The following is a 14,288-nucleotide window of genomic DNA, read 5'->3' as shown; positions in this document are numbered from 1 at the left end:
AAGGGTCGCGTCATCGCCGAGGGCACACCGCTGCAACTCAAGGAACGCGCAGGCGCGGCAAGTGTGGTCATCACCGTGTCCAACGCCGCGTCACTGCCTGCGGCGCAAGATCTGTTGCGTCGCAACGGCGGCGAGGTATTCATCGACGAGACCGCACGCACCCTGACGTCGTCGGCCTCCGGCCTCGCCGACCTCACCCGCATCGCGGGCTGGTTCGACGAGTCGGGAATCACCGTCGACGACATCGGTCTCGCCCGACCGAGCCTCGACGACGTCTTCCTCTCCCTCACCGGCCACCGCGCCGAGACCACCGACGACGACCCCGACGCCGACAACGCCACCGACAACGCCACCCCCACCTCGAGCGGAGACATCCGATGAGCACCACATCGCTGACATCCCAACTGGTCGAACGCCCGCCGATCCACCCGACGAACGTCTGGCAACAGGCGTGGATCATGGTGAAGCGCAACATGATCCATACTCGACGCATGCCGGAGATGCTCTCCGACGTGACGATTCAGCCGATCATGTTCGTCGTGCTGTTCGCCTATGTCTTCGGACCGGCGATCAGCGCGGGCAACCCGGCGATCAATTACAAGCAGTACCTGCTGCCCGGCATCATGGGTCAGACGATCGTGTTCACCGCGTTCATCGTCGCCACCGGCATCACCGCCGACATCGAGAAGGGCATCATCGACCGTTTCCGGTCGCTGCCCATCCGACGATCGGCCGTGCTGATCGGACGCAGCATCGCGAGCCTGCTGCACTCGTCGATCGGCATCGTCGTGATGGCGCTGACAGGCGTGATCATCGGCTGGCGGATCACCACATCGGTGTGGGAGGGAACCCTCGGCTTCCTGCTGGTGCTGGTGTTCGGATTCGCGATGATCTGGTTCGGCGTCATGATCGGCTCGTGGCTGCGCTCGGTCGAAGCGGTCAACGGGTTCATGTTCTCCGTGCTGTTCCCGCTGACGTTCGTCTCCAACGCGTTCGTGCCCACCGAGGCGATGCAGCCGTGGCTGCGGACCATCGCCGAGTGGAACCCCATCTCGTCACTCATCCAGGCGATGCGCGTGCTCTGGGGCAACGGACCCGCAGCGGGAGCCGACGCCGCACTCCCATTGCGCTACCCGGAGTTGTCGACGCTGATCTGGGCCGTCGTGCTCACGCTGCTGTTCATGCCGTTCGCGCTGCGCAACTACGCGCGCCGCACCACCGACTGAGCATCAACGCAAGGCTCGCCGGCGCACGCCGCGCCGGCGAGCCCCCTTATGCTGTCGCGGCGAGCGCCTCGAGCGGATCGCCGTAGACGGCGTCGAGCGAGACGGCTCCCGCCGCCTGCTGCTGCACCGTCACACCCGAATGAGACACACGGACATCGCGTTTGGGCGATACCGAGGTCTCGCGGATCGCTGTGGCAACCAGCGGCAGCGTCGACGGATTGTCCGTGAACGCCTGCCCGCCGAGGATGATGTGGTCGGGGTTGAAGATGTCGGCCATCAGCGCCACCGCACGGCCGAGGACCGTCGCGCGCTCTTCGAGAAGCGCGCGGGCGGTTGCGTCACCGCCGCGGGCGAGCGCGTGCACACCCTCGATGTCGGTCACGTCGAGTCCGAGTGCGAGCGCGGCCTCGACAACGCCGGTGTCACTGGCGGTCGGCTCGAGTCGACCGGTGTGCCGCGGGTCGAGCAGGGTGGTCGCCCCGGTCGGGAAGTGCCCGATCACCGGCGGGCCCGCGGTCGGTGTGTGCACAGCGCCGTCGACGCTGAACGCGATGCCGACCATCTCACGCGCGTAGAAGTAGAGGAAGCTCGAGCGCTTGTCGCTGGGGTTCACCACGAGTTCGGCAGCTGCCATCGCTTCGACGTGCGACGCGACCGAGACGGGCAGCCCGACGGCTTCGGCGATGATGTTGCCCACCGGGGCATCCGACCACCCGAGACGCGGATGGTCGACAAAGCCGCCCTCGGCAACACGGCCACCGATCGCGACACCGGCCCACAACACTCGACGATTCGACCAGCGGCCGACGAAGCGACGTGCGCTGTCGCCGATGGCGGTCAGCGTCTGCTCGGGGGTCTCGGCGATCGGCGTCGGGATCTGGATGGCACCGACGACGCGGTGTAGCAGATCGTGGGTGGTGATCGAGGTGACCTTGTATCCGATGTGGATACCGAGAGTCAGGAAGTCGGTCACGTTGATCTCGAACGGCAGGCGCGGACGTCCGATGGCCCCGGCGGGCGCAAGGTCGGCGCGTTCGCGTAGGAGACCCGCCTTCAGCAGCGCGCCGACCTGGCGATTCACGGTCGAGATCGACAATCCTGTTGCCTCTGCGGCGTCGTCGCGGAAAATCGGGCCGGAGAGTCGAGCGGTGCGCAATACGAGCGCTGCGGGTTTGTCGGAGAGCTCAAGGCGCGGTGTCGCGATCTGAATCGGCCGCCCCCCTCTCCGGACGCTACGTGGTTCGAGTCCTGGCACAGGCGTCGGCCGTGGCGTCGACCTGCGTGGGATCGGACGTGCGGCCGGCCGTCGGACCGGTGAGGAAAGCGTAGCGGTGCGGATGGGCTGATCAACGGTTGCGGTCATGAGTTGGTGTCCCTAGGTGTCGGTGCAGCGGTGTCGGTGCAGCGAATCCGTGGCGCGCAACATCGTGGCGCCGCGAGCTATTTGTCTACGCGTCCGGCAACGATGTGCACGGCAGGCGGTCGACGATGATCGCGGAGGATTCGCGTGGAATGCGGAAGGTTGGTGAAGAGTGAAGAACTCGGATCAACGCATTCGGCGACAACACAGCACACGGGCGAACGGCAGACGACAACCCAGAGCGGTGATCACGTAGGTCACCTCTGAGATCTGCGCCAAGGCGCGGTCGTGCTCGCTCGTCATGAGCACGAAGCTAGCAACTGATCGCAGCGGGCCGCAACTCCCTTGCACAAGCCTTGCCGCAGGTCACAGACCACTTCGCGCGCTCGGCAGAGGCGTTTACCGGCGAGAATAGGCCGCCGAGAGCGCGGCGTCGCGGGTTAGACGCACCGCGCGCAAAAGTCGCGTTCCACTTCGATCGGGATAGGAACCCGACCTGCGCGTCTATCGAACGTTTTCAACCGTAGAGCTTGTCGGTGCCCTGTCGTAACCTTGATCACATGCCCCCGCAGACCGCCACCACTGCGCATCTTTCCAGCGAGTCGTCCACCACGGGCGACGCCGAATTCCACGCCGCGACCGAGCCGTTGCGCCGCGAGATCCTGGCCCACTGCTATCGAATGATGGGGTCGCACCACGACGCAGAAGACCTCACCCAGGACACCTACCTCCGGGCTTGGCGCGCGTACGACAAGTTCGACGGCCGCGCATCGGTACGGACGTGGCTGCACAAGATCGCGACCAACACGTGCCTGACCGCACTGCAGAGCAAACAACGCAGGCCGCTGCCCTCGGGGCTCGGCGGCGACGCCTTCGACCCCACCGACACACTCGAGACCGACGGCGAGGTCCCGTGGCTCGAGCCGTACGCGGGCGCCGTCGACGAGATCTCTCCCGGCGACGACGCCGACCCCGCCTACGTCGTCGGTGCACGCGAGTCGATCCGCCTCGCATTCATCGCGGCGCTACAGCACCTGCCCGAGCGGCAGCGAGCCGTCTTGATCCTGCGCGACGTCCTGCAGTGGCGAGCCGCCGAGGTGGCCGACACCATCGGCGTCACAACCGCAACCGTGAACAGCCTTCTGCAGCGCGCCCGCGAGCAACTCAAGAATGCTGCGCCACAGCACGATTCGACAGAAGAGATCACCGACGACGCCAAACGTGAACTGCTTGCACGGTATGTCTCGGCGTTCGAGCGGTACGACGTCGACGCCATCGCCGACATGTTCACCGACAAGGCGATCTGGGAAATGCCGCCCTTCACCGGTTGGTACCAGGGTCCGGCTGCGATCGGCACGCTCATCCGACACAACTGCCCCGCAGAGAAGGCGGGCGACCAGATCCTCATACCGACCATCGCGAACGGGCAACCCGCATTCGGCCTTTACATGCGCGAACCCGACGGCGTGCACCGCCCGTTCCAACTCCAGGTTCTCGAACTCGGCACGGCGGGCCCCGACTCAGCACCCGGCGTCACGCACGTCGTCGCTTTCTTCGGCGACGACCTCGCCACCGACTTCGCCCGCTTCGGCCTGCCCGCAACCCCGTACGACGCGCCGCCCCGCACCCAGCCGAGCCCCTGGCACTGATCGAGCGCCCCACCCGCTGATGGAGCTGCACCTGCTGGTCGAGCCTGTCGAGACCACCTCAGGTGATTTCGACTCGGCAGCTCGCTCCGCTCGCGGCCGGCTCAATCAGCGGGAAAGGGCCGCCCAACCGCTGATCGAGCGCCCCACCGCTGATCGAGCTTGTCGAGATCACCCCGCCTCGGTGATCGCGCCCGGGTTCATCCACACGATCTCCCAGGCGTGGCCGTCGGGATCGCAGAAGCTGCGGCTGTAGGTGAAGCCGTGGTCGTCGGGCTCACGCAGCGCGGTCGCGCCGTTCGCCAGCGCGGTGTCGGCCATGTCGTCGACTTCGTGCCGAGACGACGCAGAGAACGCGAGGACCACCTCGCGCGACGTGCCGGCACAGAACCGCGCGCCCCGACCCGCCGCGGAGTACCCCGCGAAACGCTGGGCGGCAAGCAGCACCAGCATCGTGCGCTCGTTGATCGGGAGACAGACTGTTCCGGCGTCGCAGAACCATTCGTCGGTGCGGAAACCGATGCTCTCGAAGAACCTGCGCGAGCGCGCAGTGTCGTCGACGGGCAGCGTGATGAACAACGTTGACGCCATACACAGACCGACCTCTACGCCACCCGGAAGTCATCGTTCCTCGACCGCATAGGCTCTACGACCATGGGAGTGATCTACCTCGTACGACATGGCCAGGCCAACCCGTCCGCGTACGGGGTCGCCGACAGTGCGCCCACCGGAGACGCGCCCGCCGACGACTCAGCCTCAGCCGTGAGCAACCCCGGCCCCGGCCTCACCGACACGGGTCGGGTCCAGGCGGGCCTCACCGGAACCCTGCTGTCCGCGCAGATCAGCGGTGTCACCGCCGCGATCAGCGGCGACCTGGCCCGACAGACCGAGACACTTGCCGGCGTTCTCGCCCGACTCGACTCCGCACCGGAACCGATCGTCGACCCGGCGTGGAACGAGTACGAACTGCCCGCGCTCGTCGGCGCAGCGACCCCGGACGAGTTCGCCGATCAGAAGTCGTATCAGCAGCGCCTCGACGCAGGCCTCGCGCACTGGATCGACCAGACGAGCATGGCGGAGGCCGAGGGCGCGACCACGCCACCCGGCTCCGGCGAAACCTATCCCGAGTTCCGCTCGCGGGTCACCGGTGCCGGCGAGCGTGCAGCGGAGTTGGCAGGCAGCGGGCAGACCGTCCTCGTCGTGTCGTCGGCGGGCACCATCACTCAGGTGATCGCCGAACTGTGGGGAGTGCCGCCGCACCGCTGGCCTGCGATGGCTCGCACGATGGTCAACGCATCGGTGACCAAACTCCTCGTTGGCCGAAGCGGGACCTCGGTGATGTCACTCAACGAACACGCCCACCTCGTCGACCGCGACGGCGGCATCGCGACGTTCCGCTGAACGCCGACGTTCCGCTGAACGGTTCGGCCCGACGCTAACCCAGCGCGGCCAGCCCCGCGGCGATGAATTCGCCCGTCGCCTCGGCTGCGTGCTCTGCGCCCTCCGACGCCGCGCCCGCACGTGCGCGATGGCTGATGCCCTCCGCGATCACACCCAGCTTCAGGTTGGCCAGCCCGAGGTAGAACGGCCAGTCGCCGAGGTCGTTCCCGGTCAGTGTCGCGTACCGCTGGGCCATCTCATCGGCCGACGGGTAGCGGTCACTGGTCCAGGCGCCGTCGAAGCCGAGAACCCGATCGAAGATCGGCGTGCGGTAGACGCACATCAGGGCGACGTCGGTGATCGGATCGCCGAGCGTCGACATCTCCCAATCGACCACTGCGGCAACAGTTCCCGGGTCGTCGGTCGAGAGGATCGTGTTGTCGACGCGGTAGTCGCCATGCACAACGGTCGCACGCGCCTGCTCGGGCACTCGCTCACCGAGTGCATCGACGAGCCGATCGACGTCGGGCAGATCCCTGCCGCGGACGTGCGACCACTGCCTGGCCCACAGCTTCACCTGCCTACCCGCGAAACCCGTTGGCCTACCGAACTCCCCGAGTCCTACCGCCTCGAAGTCGACGGCGTGCAGCGCGGCGAGGGTCGAGATCAGCCCCTCCGCATTGCGTGCCACCTCGTCGTCGGAAAGTGCCGAGAGGTCGTCGCCGGTCCGGATCACCGTTCCGTCGACGAATTCGACGATGGTGCACGGCGCACCGAGCACCGAGCCGTCGGCGTCGAAGGCGACCGGCGTGGCAACCGGGACGTCGGTGCGCGAAAGTGCCGATGTGACAGCCCATTCCCGGCCCATGTCGTGCGCCGAGGGCGTGAGGCCACCTGTCGGAGGCCTACGCGCAACCCAGCGGTGCACGCCGTCGGAGACCATGAAGGTGAGATTCGACTTTCCGCCGCTGATCAACTCGACGTCGAGCGGCCCCGCGACGTCGACTCCGTTTTCGACCAGAAAGCGTTGCAGGACTTGCGGTTCGAGTACGAGCTCCGCGGTGCTCATGCGTTCTCTCCAGGCTGCGTCGACGTGCGATTCTTGCGCGCACGCCCGACGGCTCTGCGCGCAAGTGCCCAGCGGTGCACCTCGGACGGACCGTCGTAGATGCGGAACGGACGCAATTCGCGTTGCAGCCGTGCGAGCGGCAGGTCGTCGGAAACGCCGAGCCCACCGCACATCTGGATCGATCGGTCGACGACTCGCAGATAGGCCTCTGCGGCGAAGGTCTTGGCGATCGAGGTCTCCGACGACGCGTGACGCCCCTGATCGAGTTCGTAGCAAGCCTTGACCAACAGCGCACGCGACGCCGCGAGGTCGATCTCGTTGTCGGCCACCATCTGTTGGATCATGCCGAGATCGCCGAGGGTTCCGCCGAATCCGTTGCGGTGTGCGACGTAGTCGACGCCAACCTCGTGACAGCGCACCGCCACTCCGAGCCAGCGCATGACGTGGGTCATGCGCGCCGGACCCAGCCGCACCTGGGCGTAGCGATAACCCTGGTCGACCTCTCCGAGCACATCGGCATCGGGAACGAAGACATCGGTGAATCGCACCTCGCAGTGGCCGCCGATCATCGCGCGATCGGTGGTGTGGATGTGGCGCGTGACCTCGATGCCTGGCGTGTCTCCGGGCGCCAGGAACATCGTTGCCCCGCCACGGTCGCCGGGTGCCCCGGCGGTGCGCGCCATGATGATGTAGAAGCCTGCGCCCTCGGCTCCGGTGATGAATCGCTTCTCGCCGTTGATCTTCCACCCGCCGTCGACCTTGGTCGCCTCTGTGCGCAGTTGGTTGGGATCCGAACCGGCTCCCGGCGCGGGCTCGGTCATCGCGAATGCCGAACGCACGTCGCCATTAGCAAGTGGCGCAAGGTATTTGAGCTTCTGCTCGTCGTCGGCGATGTGGGCGAGCATGTGCACATTACCCTCGTCGGGGGCTCCGATGTGCAGCGCGGCAGGCCCGAAAGTCGAGTATCCGCCCGCCTCGAAGACCGGCACCCGATCCGACATCGAGAGTCCGTGACCACCCAACTCGACGGGGGCGTGCGGCGCGAAGATACCCAACTCCTTGGCCTGGCTATTGAGATCACGCCGCAGATCGTCGCCGCCTGCCGCGGTGATGTCGCCGTCGTTCGCATTCTCGATCGGCAGCACGACCTCGTGGATGAATGCGGTCGTCCTCTTCACCAGATCGTCAACCTCGGGCGAATAGCCCAGTTCCACTGCCATCAGGGTCTCCATCCTCGGGGTGCCACGCAGGTTCAACTCGAACCCCACGCCCAATCTCTCCGACCGAGCGTTCGTTCGGTGGCCCAAGACTGCCAGAGACCGTCGACTCAGGTCAACCCATCGAGGCGCGAAGCGCTTCAGCGCTCAACGTATCCGACGGTCGCCCTCGACAAGTCCAGATTGCGCGCGATCAGCTCGTCCGGTCCCAGTTCGCCGTCCAGCTTGAACCAGGTCGAGACGCCGACACACATCGTGGTGACCGCACGCGCGGCATCCTTGGGATAGCTCGTGCGGAAGTCGCCGGCCTCGACCCCGGCGAACACGATCCCGTCGACCATCCGCTGCTGACGGTCACGAAGACCGATGTAGGTCTGCTTGTACGAGCTGTCGAGACTACGAATCTCGGTCGATCCGACGAACGCCTGCTCACGCCGGTACATATGGAAGCGCAACAACGACTCGACGACCGCGTCGAATTGGTCGACCGGTTCTGGCCCAGCCTCGGCAACGGCCTGCTCCGACCGCGCGAGCAGGTCGGTCATCGTCCTGTCGAGCAGGCCCTGCAGTAGTGACTGCTTCGACGGATAGTGGTGATAGAGCCCCGGAACGGACAGGTTTGCCCGCGCGGCGATCTCGCGCACGGACGTGCCGTGGTAGCCGTGCTCAGCGAAAGCCGCGAGTGCAGCCGCGAGCGGAACGGGCAACTCGGGCTCGCCGAAATCGCGCCAACGCCCGGTCTGCTCCTCCACTTCCGCATCGTCGACGCCGCTACTCATGGCATCCAACATATCCCTATCCCCTCCGCGTCACCGCAGGCACCAGCGACATCATCAATGCGACGCTGAGGTCGACGACCTCGTCTCGACCCAGCGGCACCTCGTCGTCGAGCCACGAAGACAGCAGGCGTGCGAGTCCTCCGACCTGGAATTGCGCAGCCCCCACCGCCTGTGGACTGGGAGGGGTGTGCAGTGCCGCAGAGGCGGTGTCGAGCGTGATGGCCGCGAACACGGCCGTCGAATCGCGTCGCTTGTCGGCGAGGACGGGACTCGTCAGCATCGGGGAGAAGAGCAGTCGTCCTTTGCGACGGTCGGAGTCGATGATCGAAACGATGGTCGCGACGGCGGCACGAACCTTGTCGCCGACATCGTCGCCGGTGGCGAAAGCCGCGAGCGCATCGTGCGAGATCTCGTCGATCACGCGGTCGTAGGTGGCTGCGACCAGCGCGTCTACCGTCTCGAAGCTCTCGTAGAAGTAGCGAGGATTGAGCGACGCCGCGCCACACACCCCACGAACCGTGACCGACTGCGGCGGCTGCCCGCCGAGCACCTCGAGCGCGGCATCCATGAGGGCGGTGCGTCGACGCGCAACACGCTCATCGCCCTTCACCCCGCTGTAGGTCCGCAGTTCTTCGCTCACGCAGACCATCTTGACATCTGCCGCGATACCGGCGTTGAATCAGGCAACGGCCGTTACCAGATAGGAGCCGCTGCGATGACGGTGCCCGACACGCAGTCCGACCACCCGGCAACCACGCGCGACGAGATCGACAGCTCTGATCTCACGATGCTCGGCGCCGCAGCGCTCGCCGGGCCGGCGAACGTGATCATGCAACTAGCGATGCCGGCCGTCGGCTACGGCGTCTACGAGAGTCGCGTCGACTCGGGAAACCTCTTCAAGCATCCGGTCAAACGCACGAGGACCACCCTGAGCTATCTCGCCGTCGCCGCCATGGGTTCGCCGTCGGACCGTAGGGCGTACCGGCGGGCGGTCGGTCGGGCACACGCCAGGGTCCACTCCACTCCCGACAGTCCGGTCGCCTACAACGCGTTCGATCCGGCACTGCAACTCTGGGTCGCCGCGTGTTTGTACAAGGGTTGGGAAGACGTCCAACACATCTACGGCGATCCGTCGATCATCTCGGAGGAGACCTACCGTGCGGGCGCGGTCATGGGCACCACCTTGCAGGTGCCGCAGCACATGTGGCCGGCAACTCGCGCGGACTTCGAAACCTATTGGCAGAACACTGTTTCCACGCTCGAGATCGATCCGCCGATACGGGAACATCTGCTGGCGATCGCACGCATGGAGTTCGCAGGCCCGGTCGTGTCACGGCTCGGCGGTTGGTGGTCGTACATCATGACGATCGGATTCTTGCCCGAAGACTTCCGCGACAAGATGGACGTCGAGTTCACCCCGCGGCAGCAGACGGTCTTCGACGTGCACAACGCGATTGTTCGACGCGTCGTGCGCCACCTTCCGAAACCGTTGCAGCAGTTCCCATTCAACGTTCTGCTCGCCGACGTGCGGCGTCGTATCCGCACCGGCCGACCACTGGTCTGAGGGCGACGCTGCCGGCGAGTACACCGTCGAGCCAGTCGTAGACCACGCCGTCCCAGACGCGCTGGCCGAGACCACCGCAATGGCCGGAGATGCCGGTACGTGCATCGGGGGCGAAGAGTTGTTTGGACTCGACGTCGAGTGCGTCGAACAGCAGCTTGCCCTGCCCGCCGACCGGGTCGCCGTGAGATTCGACGATCATTGTGGGACAACTGATCTCGCTCACCCGGTCGAGCATGGTGAAGGTCTTCAGCTCGCGGAAGTACTGGGCGATGGTTCGCACCCCGTGGCAAGCCATGCGGGAGCCGAAGAAGTCGGCGCGTTCGCGACTGACCCGGCTCAGCACGGTCATCAGCGGTGCCGCCATACGACCCTTCCACCCGGCGGGAATCTTGGCACCCATGTCGGGCTGCGCGGGATCGCAGATCATCGCAGCAATGCGGTTCTCCCCCGCGACGCCGCGGGGTACCAGGTAGCCGGCGAATGAGCGTCCTTCGGCGACGAGTCGGCGGTCGTCGACGCCGGGCACTGTGACGAGCCAATCGAGGATCTGCGAAAGCACTGTCTCGTAGTCGGGTCGGAAGTACACGCGGTCGACGATGAGCGTCGACCCCTGTCCGGGTCCCTCGACGGAGAGCACGTTGTAGCCGCGGGCCAAGGCGCCCTGCGCGAAGCCCCACCCCGATTCGGCGGTGGAATCGTAGCCACAGGGCATGACGATGGTCGGCCGCCGACGATCGTCTACGACCGGCCGAAACAGCCAGCCGTGGATGTCGATCCGATCGCCCGACGAGACGAAGGGGATGGCCACTTCGGCTGCGGTGACAGGGCTGGCGGTATGTGGCAACAGCGCCATTGCCTGCGCAAAGGTCTTGCAGTGAGCCTGGTAGGCCTCGCGGAGCCGCTCATCGTCGAGGTCGGTGCGCAGGTAGAAATAGGCCTGGCGGTAATACTCCGAGGCCCTGAGGTAGCACTGGTGGGCTGTCACGAGATGCCCACCGGCATGTGCCTGTTCTGCGGCGTCGCGCACCGACTCAGCGCGAGCCAACCACCGCTCGTACCACCGCTGCGGGTGGTACTTACCGCCGATCTCGCCGGCAGTCGTGTACGCCTCACCCAGATCGGCTGCGCCGACGGCCGCCGCCATCAGGGTGCGGCCGAACTGACCGTCGAACTCCTCGTTGGCGAATGCCAGTCGTTGCCTCATCTGAACCTCCGGGATCTGGTGTCGTGTGGTGCCACCTACGAGACCCCGAGGTCCTCACAAAACGCTCACATCCCGGAAAAGGCCTGGTGATCGTTGGTGCTCAGTGCGTCGCCTGCATCGCCCCACCCGGCGTGCCACCCGTTCTCGAACTCCGTCGGATCGATCTCTCGGCAGGTGCGCAACGAATCGCGCGTGAACGGACTCCGTGGCCACTCGAGTCCGGCATCGACGGCGTAGCGACGCGAAACCGCGAATGCCCGACCCGCCCGCCCGATCTCGCCTGCGGCCGACAGATGGTTGCCACGCTGCTCCATCGAATCGCAGATCTGGACGCCCCCGCATTCGAGGTACGAACGAAAGGCCTGGTCATTCCATCGCAGGCCCATACGGGTGTCGCCGGAGACGAGTGCCGCGATGCCCAGCATCACGGCGGCGAGATAGGTGGCAAGCGGATCGCCGCGTTCGGTGCCGAGAGCGAGCGCTGTGTGCGCCATGTCGAGAGCCTGCGCGATCTCACCGGCGATCACCGCGCACAGCGCCTGAGCAGCGATGACCGTTGGTGCGGTGTCGACGTCTCGTCCCTCGATGGTGGCCGCGGCCCACTCTGCGTAGTCGGCCGCGACGGCGTGGTCGTCGCCGGTCCATGCCGCCAACGACGCCAGAGCAAGGCGGACCGTATGCGTGTCCGGGTCACGGTCGCCGGGCACGATGAGGGACTCGAGTTCGTCGGGTGTGTACGCCGTGAGGTGCTGGTGCGCCTCGTCGGTGTTCTGACTGAAGGCGAGTGCCGAACCCAGCGCCAGAGCGACCATGGCCGAAGTCCGCGGACTGCATGCACCGTCGGCGACAGTGGCCGACGCCAGACGCAGAACTCGGATCCCGTCAGCCAACCGACGGCGAAAGAACCAGTAGGCGCCGAGTCGTTCGAGGAGGTCGATGTGCGAATCGAGCAGGACCGGGTCGATCACGACCGATTCCAGGAATGCCATCACACTGCTGTGATCGTCGTCGACGCGGGCGAGGTCACGTGCCGAATGCGCCGTGATACGCATCGGAGTGGCTGCCAAGAGTTCGACGATCGCCGCGTCACGCGCCTGTGACGCGGCTGCTGACTTGTCAGGGCGCTTCGCGCGAGCGTGGTCGGCAACGCTGTCCGGGATCGTGAAACGCGTTGGACGGTACCGGGTCCCGCGTATACGCCACAACAGTGAGCGCCGCGCCAACTCGCTCAGGTCATCGGCGATCGATGGACTGTCGCAGACCGCTTCCGCGAGCGCTGCGGTGAATGGATTGCGCAGTGCAGTGAGCCGGGTGAAGCGATCGAACAGATCGTCGTCCATCGCGTCGAAGGCGAGTGCGAACGCCCGCGTCACGGGTTCGGGCACCGCGGTGTCGAGTTGATCGGCCACCTCGCCGATCGAGAAGGTCACGGTGCGGGCAGCGGCGAGCTCCAGGCCGAGTGGGAGGCCGCCCATCGCGCGGCAGATCCGGTCGAGGTCGCCCAGATCGTCCGCCCCGACGTCGAATTGGCCAGTGGCGCTTCGAATCCGGTCCACGAGCAGACGATGTGCCGGCGGCATCGTATCGCCGGGTGCCTCTGTCGGTAGCGGGTGGACGGTCACCACGTGTTCACCGTCGACCCCGCTCGGTACGCCGACCGCGAGCACGGTCACGGCGGCGCAGCGTCGTAAAATCGTGTCAATGTCTTTGTCTACCAATCCGTCTCGAACCAGTTCCGACTCCGACACACGGTCGAGGACGAGAAGTACAGACATGGCCGACAGGTGGTTGCACACCTGATCGAGGGCGGTGCCCGCGTCAGCCGATGGCTGAATCCGCATGGTCTCGGTTATCGTCGTCGCGACGTCGGCATCGCCGCGCAGACCGATGTACCAGACGCCGTCGTCGAAGGAATCCGCCGCGCGCCTTGCCGCCTCGATCGCGAGGCGTGTCGCGCCGACGCCGGGGATGCCGGTGATGGCGACGGCACGCTCGGCGTCGAGGAGGCCGACCACCATGGAGAGTTCGGTCTCTCGCCCGACGAAGGACGTGTGCTGCGACGGCAGCCGTACGCGTCGTACCGCGCGACTGTGGTCGTCGAGCACGTGCAGTTGCGCGGCCCGCACCTGCGCGCCCGGTTCCACGCCCAGTTCGGTGGCGAGCAGTTCCCGGATGTCGCGATAGGCGGTGAGCGCCTCGGCCCGTTGACCACCCGCCGCCAACGCCGCGATCTTGACCGACCATGCGTGCTCATCGAGCGGGTCCAGGGTGATCAATGCCTGCGCTTCTCCGAGAGCACGGTCGGCGTCGCCTGCGGCGAGAAAGAGATCGGCACGGCGGCCCAAGACCGCCGCGCGGACGGAGATCAATCGTCGCCGTGCCTGATCGACGGTCGGTGTGGAGATCGCAGTGGTGAATGGCTCGCCACGCCAGCGCCGCAGCACATCGTCGAGGTCGTCGATGGTCGCGGTGCCGGACTCGTCGAGTGCCGCGCTCGCAGCGGAGTCGAAGTCGACGGAATCAACGGTGGCCGCGGAGAGGTCGAGGCGATATCCAGCCCGGTCGGTGACGATCACCGATGCCTCGCCCCGCGGTGAGAGTGCCTTGCGGAGCCGCCAGATCTGCGACTCCAACGCGCGCTGAGTCCGTTCCGGCGCATCCGGACCCCAGACTTCCGCGATGAGCGTCGCGGCAGACACCGGATGCCCGGCATGCGCACACAGCACAGCAAGGATCGTCCGTGGTTTGGCGCCACCGATGTCGCAGCGATCGGTTCCTCGTTCGGCGACGAGCTCACCGAGGTCGCGGATCACCAACATCGACACGGCTCATCGCGTCGGTGG

12 protein-coding genes and 1 pseudogene are annotated in these 14,288 nt (G+C 66.4%); 5 read left to right on the top strand and 8 right to left on the bottom strand.

Features of this window, described 5'->3' with window-relative positions; translation table 11 throughout:
• Both ABW18_RS13370 and ABW18_RS13365 read left to right on the top strand, forming a co-directional pair.
• A pseudogene (locus tag ABW18_RS13370) lies at positions 1–381 on the top strand (daunorubicin ABC transporter ATP-binding protein); the annotation flags it as partial.
• On the top strand, positions 378–1,226 hold the full coding sequence (locus ABW18_RS13365) for an ABC transporter permease (protein ID WP_049699416.1): 849 nt from the start codon (positions 378–380) through the stop codon (positions 1,224–1,226). The pseudogene ABW18_RS13370 and the gene ABW18_RS13365, both read left to right, overlap by 4 nt.
• A gap of 46 nt (positions 1,227–1,272) precedes the next feature.
• On the opposite strand, the gene ABW18_RS13360 is transcribed toward ABW18_RS13365, so the two are convergent.
• Positions 1,273–2,589, bottom strand: a complete 1,317-nt coding sequence (locus ABW18_RS13360) for an ROK family protein (RefSeq protein WP_082938102.1) — start codon at positions 2,587–2,589, stop codon at positions 1,273–1,275.
• A gap of 557 nt (positions 2,590–3,146) precedes the next feature.
• Between ABW18_RS13360 and ABW18_RS13355 the strand changes: the two genes are divergently transcribed.
• Complete coding sequence (locus tag ABW18_RS13355) at positions 3,147–4,235, top strand: sigma-70 family RNA polymerase sigma factor (RefSeq protein ID WP_049699415.1); 1,089 nt, start codon at positions 3,147–3,149, stop codon at positions 4,233–4,235.
• Between the two features lie 168 nt (positions 4,236–4,403).
• On the opposite strand, the gene ABW18_RS13350 is transcribed toward ABW18_RS13355, so the two are convergent.
• Positions 4,404–4,823: a VOC family protein gene (locus ABW18_RS13350; RefSeq protein ID WP_049699414.1), complete on the bottom strand. Its 420-nt coding sequence runs from the start codon at positions 4,821–4,823 to the stop codon at positions 4,404–4,406.
• A gap of 63 nt (positions 4,824–4,886) precedes the next feature.
• Here ABW18_RS13350 and ABW18_RS13345 point away from each other — a divergent pair, with 63 nt between their 5' ends.
• Entirely contained in the window at positions 4,887–5,633 is a 747-nt protein-coding gene (locus tag ABW18_RS13345) for a histidine phosphatase family protein (protein WP_049699413.1), read from the top strand.
• Positions 5,634–5,667: 34 nt separating this feature from the next.
• Here ABW18_RS13345 and ABW18_RS13340 read toward each other — a convergent pair whose 3' ends face one another.
• The 4 genes from ABW18_RS13340 to ABW18_RS13325 form a co-directional block, all read right to left on the bottom strand.
• Entirely contained in the window at positions 5,668–6,681 is a 1,014-nt protein-coding gene (locus tag ABW18_RS13340; RefSeq protein ID WP_049699412.1) for a phosphotransferase family protein, read from the bottom strand.
• Positions 6,678–7,901 (bottom strand): acyl-CoA dehydrogenase family protein, encoded by a 1,224-nt coding sequence (locus tag ABW18_RS13335; protein ID WP_049699495.1) that lies wholly within the window; start codon positions 7,899–7,901, stop codon positions 6,678–6,680. The genes ABW18_RS13340 and ABW18_RS13335 overlap by 4 nt, the downstream gene beginning before the upstream one ends.
• A 137-nt stretch (positions 7,902–8,038) precedes the next feature.
• Positions 8,039–8,689 (bottom strand): TetR/AcrR family transcriptional regulator, encoded by a 651-nt coding sequence (locus ABW18_RS13330; RefSeq protein ID WP_049699411.1) that lies wholly within the window; start codon positions 8,687–8,689, stop codon positions 8,039–8,041.
• Between the two features lie 4 nt (positions 8,690–8,693).
• Complete coding sequence (locus tag ABW18_RS13325) at positions 8,694–9,326, bottom strand: TetR/AcrR family transcriptional regulator (RefSeq protein ID WP_049699410.1); 633 nt, start codon at positions 9,324–9,326, stop codon at positions 8,694–8,696.
• A gap of 66 nt (positions 9,327–9,392) precedes the next feature.
• Here ABW18_RS13325 and ABW18_RS13320 point away from each other — a divergent pair, with 66 nt between their 5' ends.
• Positions 9,393–10,241, top strand: coding sequence for an oxygenase MpaB family protein (locus ABW18_RS13320; protein WP_049699409.1), 849 nt, complete (start codon positions 9,393–9,395; stop codon positions 10,239–10,241).
• Here ABW18_RS13320 and ABW18_RS13315 read toward each other — a convergent pair.
• On the bottom strand, positions 10,183–11,445 hold the full coding sequence (locus ABW18_RS13315) for an alpha/beta hydrolase family protein (RefSeq protein ID WP_235434375.1): 1,263 nt from the start codon (positions 11,443–11,445) through the stop codon (positions 10,183–10,185). The two genes, ABW18_RS13320 and ABW18_RS13315, sit on opposite strands and share 59 nt — an antisense overlap.
• Positions 11,446–11,510: 65 nt before the next feature.
• Positions 11,511–14,264: an AfsR/SARP family transcriptional regulator gene (locus ABW18_RS13310; RefSeq protein WP_049699493.1), complete on the bottom strand. Its 2,754-nt coding sequence runs from the start codon at positions 14,262–14,264 to the stop codon at positions 11,511–11,513.
• Positions 14,265–14,288 lie beyond the last annotated feature (24 nt).

The organism is Gordonia jacobaea (assembly GCF_001186365.1).
GTDB classification, from domain to species: Bacteria; Actinomycetota; Actinomycetes; order Mycobacteriales; family Mycobacteriaceae; genus Gordonia; species Gordonia jacobaea.
The sequence above is the reverse complement of the archived record's forward strand: the minus strand, read 5'-3'. Positions and strand labels throughout refer to the sequence as shown.

Coding starts and splice junctions, on each gene's coding strand:
- ABW18_RS13365 (WP_049699416.1), top strand. CDS start 378: ATGAGCACCACATCGCTGACATCCCAACTGGTCGAACGCCCGCCGATC.
- ABW18_RS13360 (WP_082938102.1), bottom strand. CDS start 2,589: ATGACCGCAACCGTTGATCAGCCCATCCGCACCGCTACGCTTTCCTCA.
- ABW18_RS13355 (WP_049699415.1), top strand. CDS start 3,147: ATGCCCCCGCAGACCGCCACCACTGCGCATCTTTCCAGCGAGTCGTCC.
- ABW18_RS13350 (WP_049699414.1), bottom strand. CDS start 4,823: ATGGCGTCAACGTTGTTCATCACGCTGCCCGTCGACGACACTGCGCGC.
- ABW18_RS13345 (WP_049699413.1), top strand. CDS start 4,887: ATGGGAGTGATCTACCTCGTACGACATGGCCAGGCCAACCCGTCCGCG.
- ABW18_RS13340 (WP_049699412.1), bottom strand. CDS start 6,681: ATGAGCACCGCGGAGCTCGTACTCGAACCGCAAGTCCTGCAACGCTTT.
- ABW18_RS13335 (WP_049699495.1), bottom strand. CDS start 7,901: ATGGCAGTGGAACTGGGCTATTCGCCCGAGGTTGACGATCTGGTGAAG.
- ABW18_RS13330 (WP_049699411.1), bottom strand. CDS start 8,689: ATGTTGGATGCCATGAGTAGCGGCGTCGACGATGCGGAAGTGGAGGAG.
- ABW18_RS13325 (WP_049699410.1), bottom strand. CDS start 9,326: ATGGTCTGCGTGAGCGAAGAACTGCGGACCTACAGCGGGGTGAAGGGC.
- ABW18_RS13320 (WP_049699409.1), top strand. CDS start 9,393: ATGACGGTGCCCGACACGCAGTCCGACCACCCGGCAACCACGCGCGAC.
- ABW18_RS13315 (WP_235434375.1), bottom strand. CDS start 11,445: ATGAGGCAACGACTGGCATTCGCCAACGAGGAGTTCGACGGTCAGTTC.
- ABW18_RS13310 (WP_049699493.1), bottom strand. CDS start 14,264: ATGTTGGTGATCCGCGACCTCGGTGAGCTCGTCGCCGAACGAGGAACC.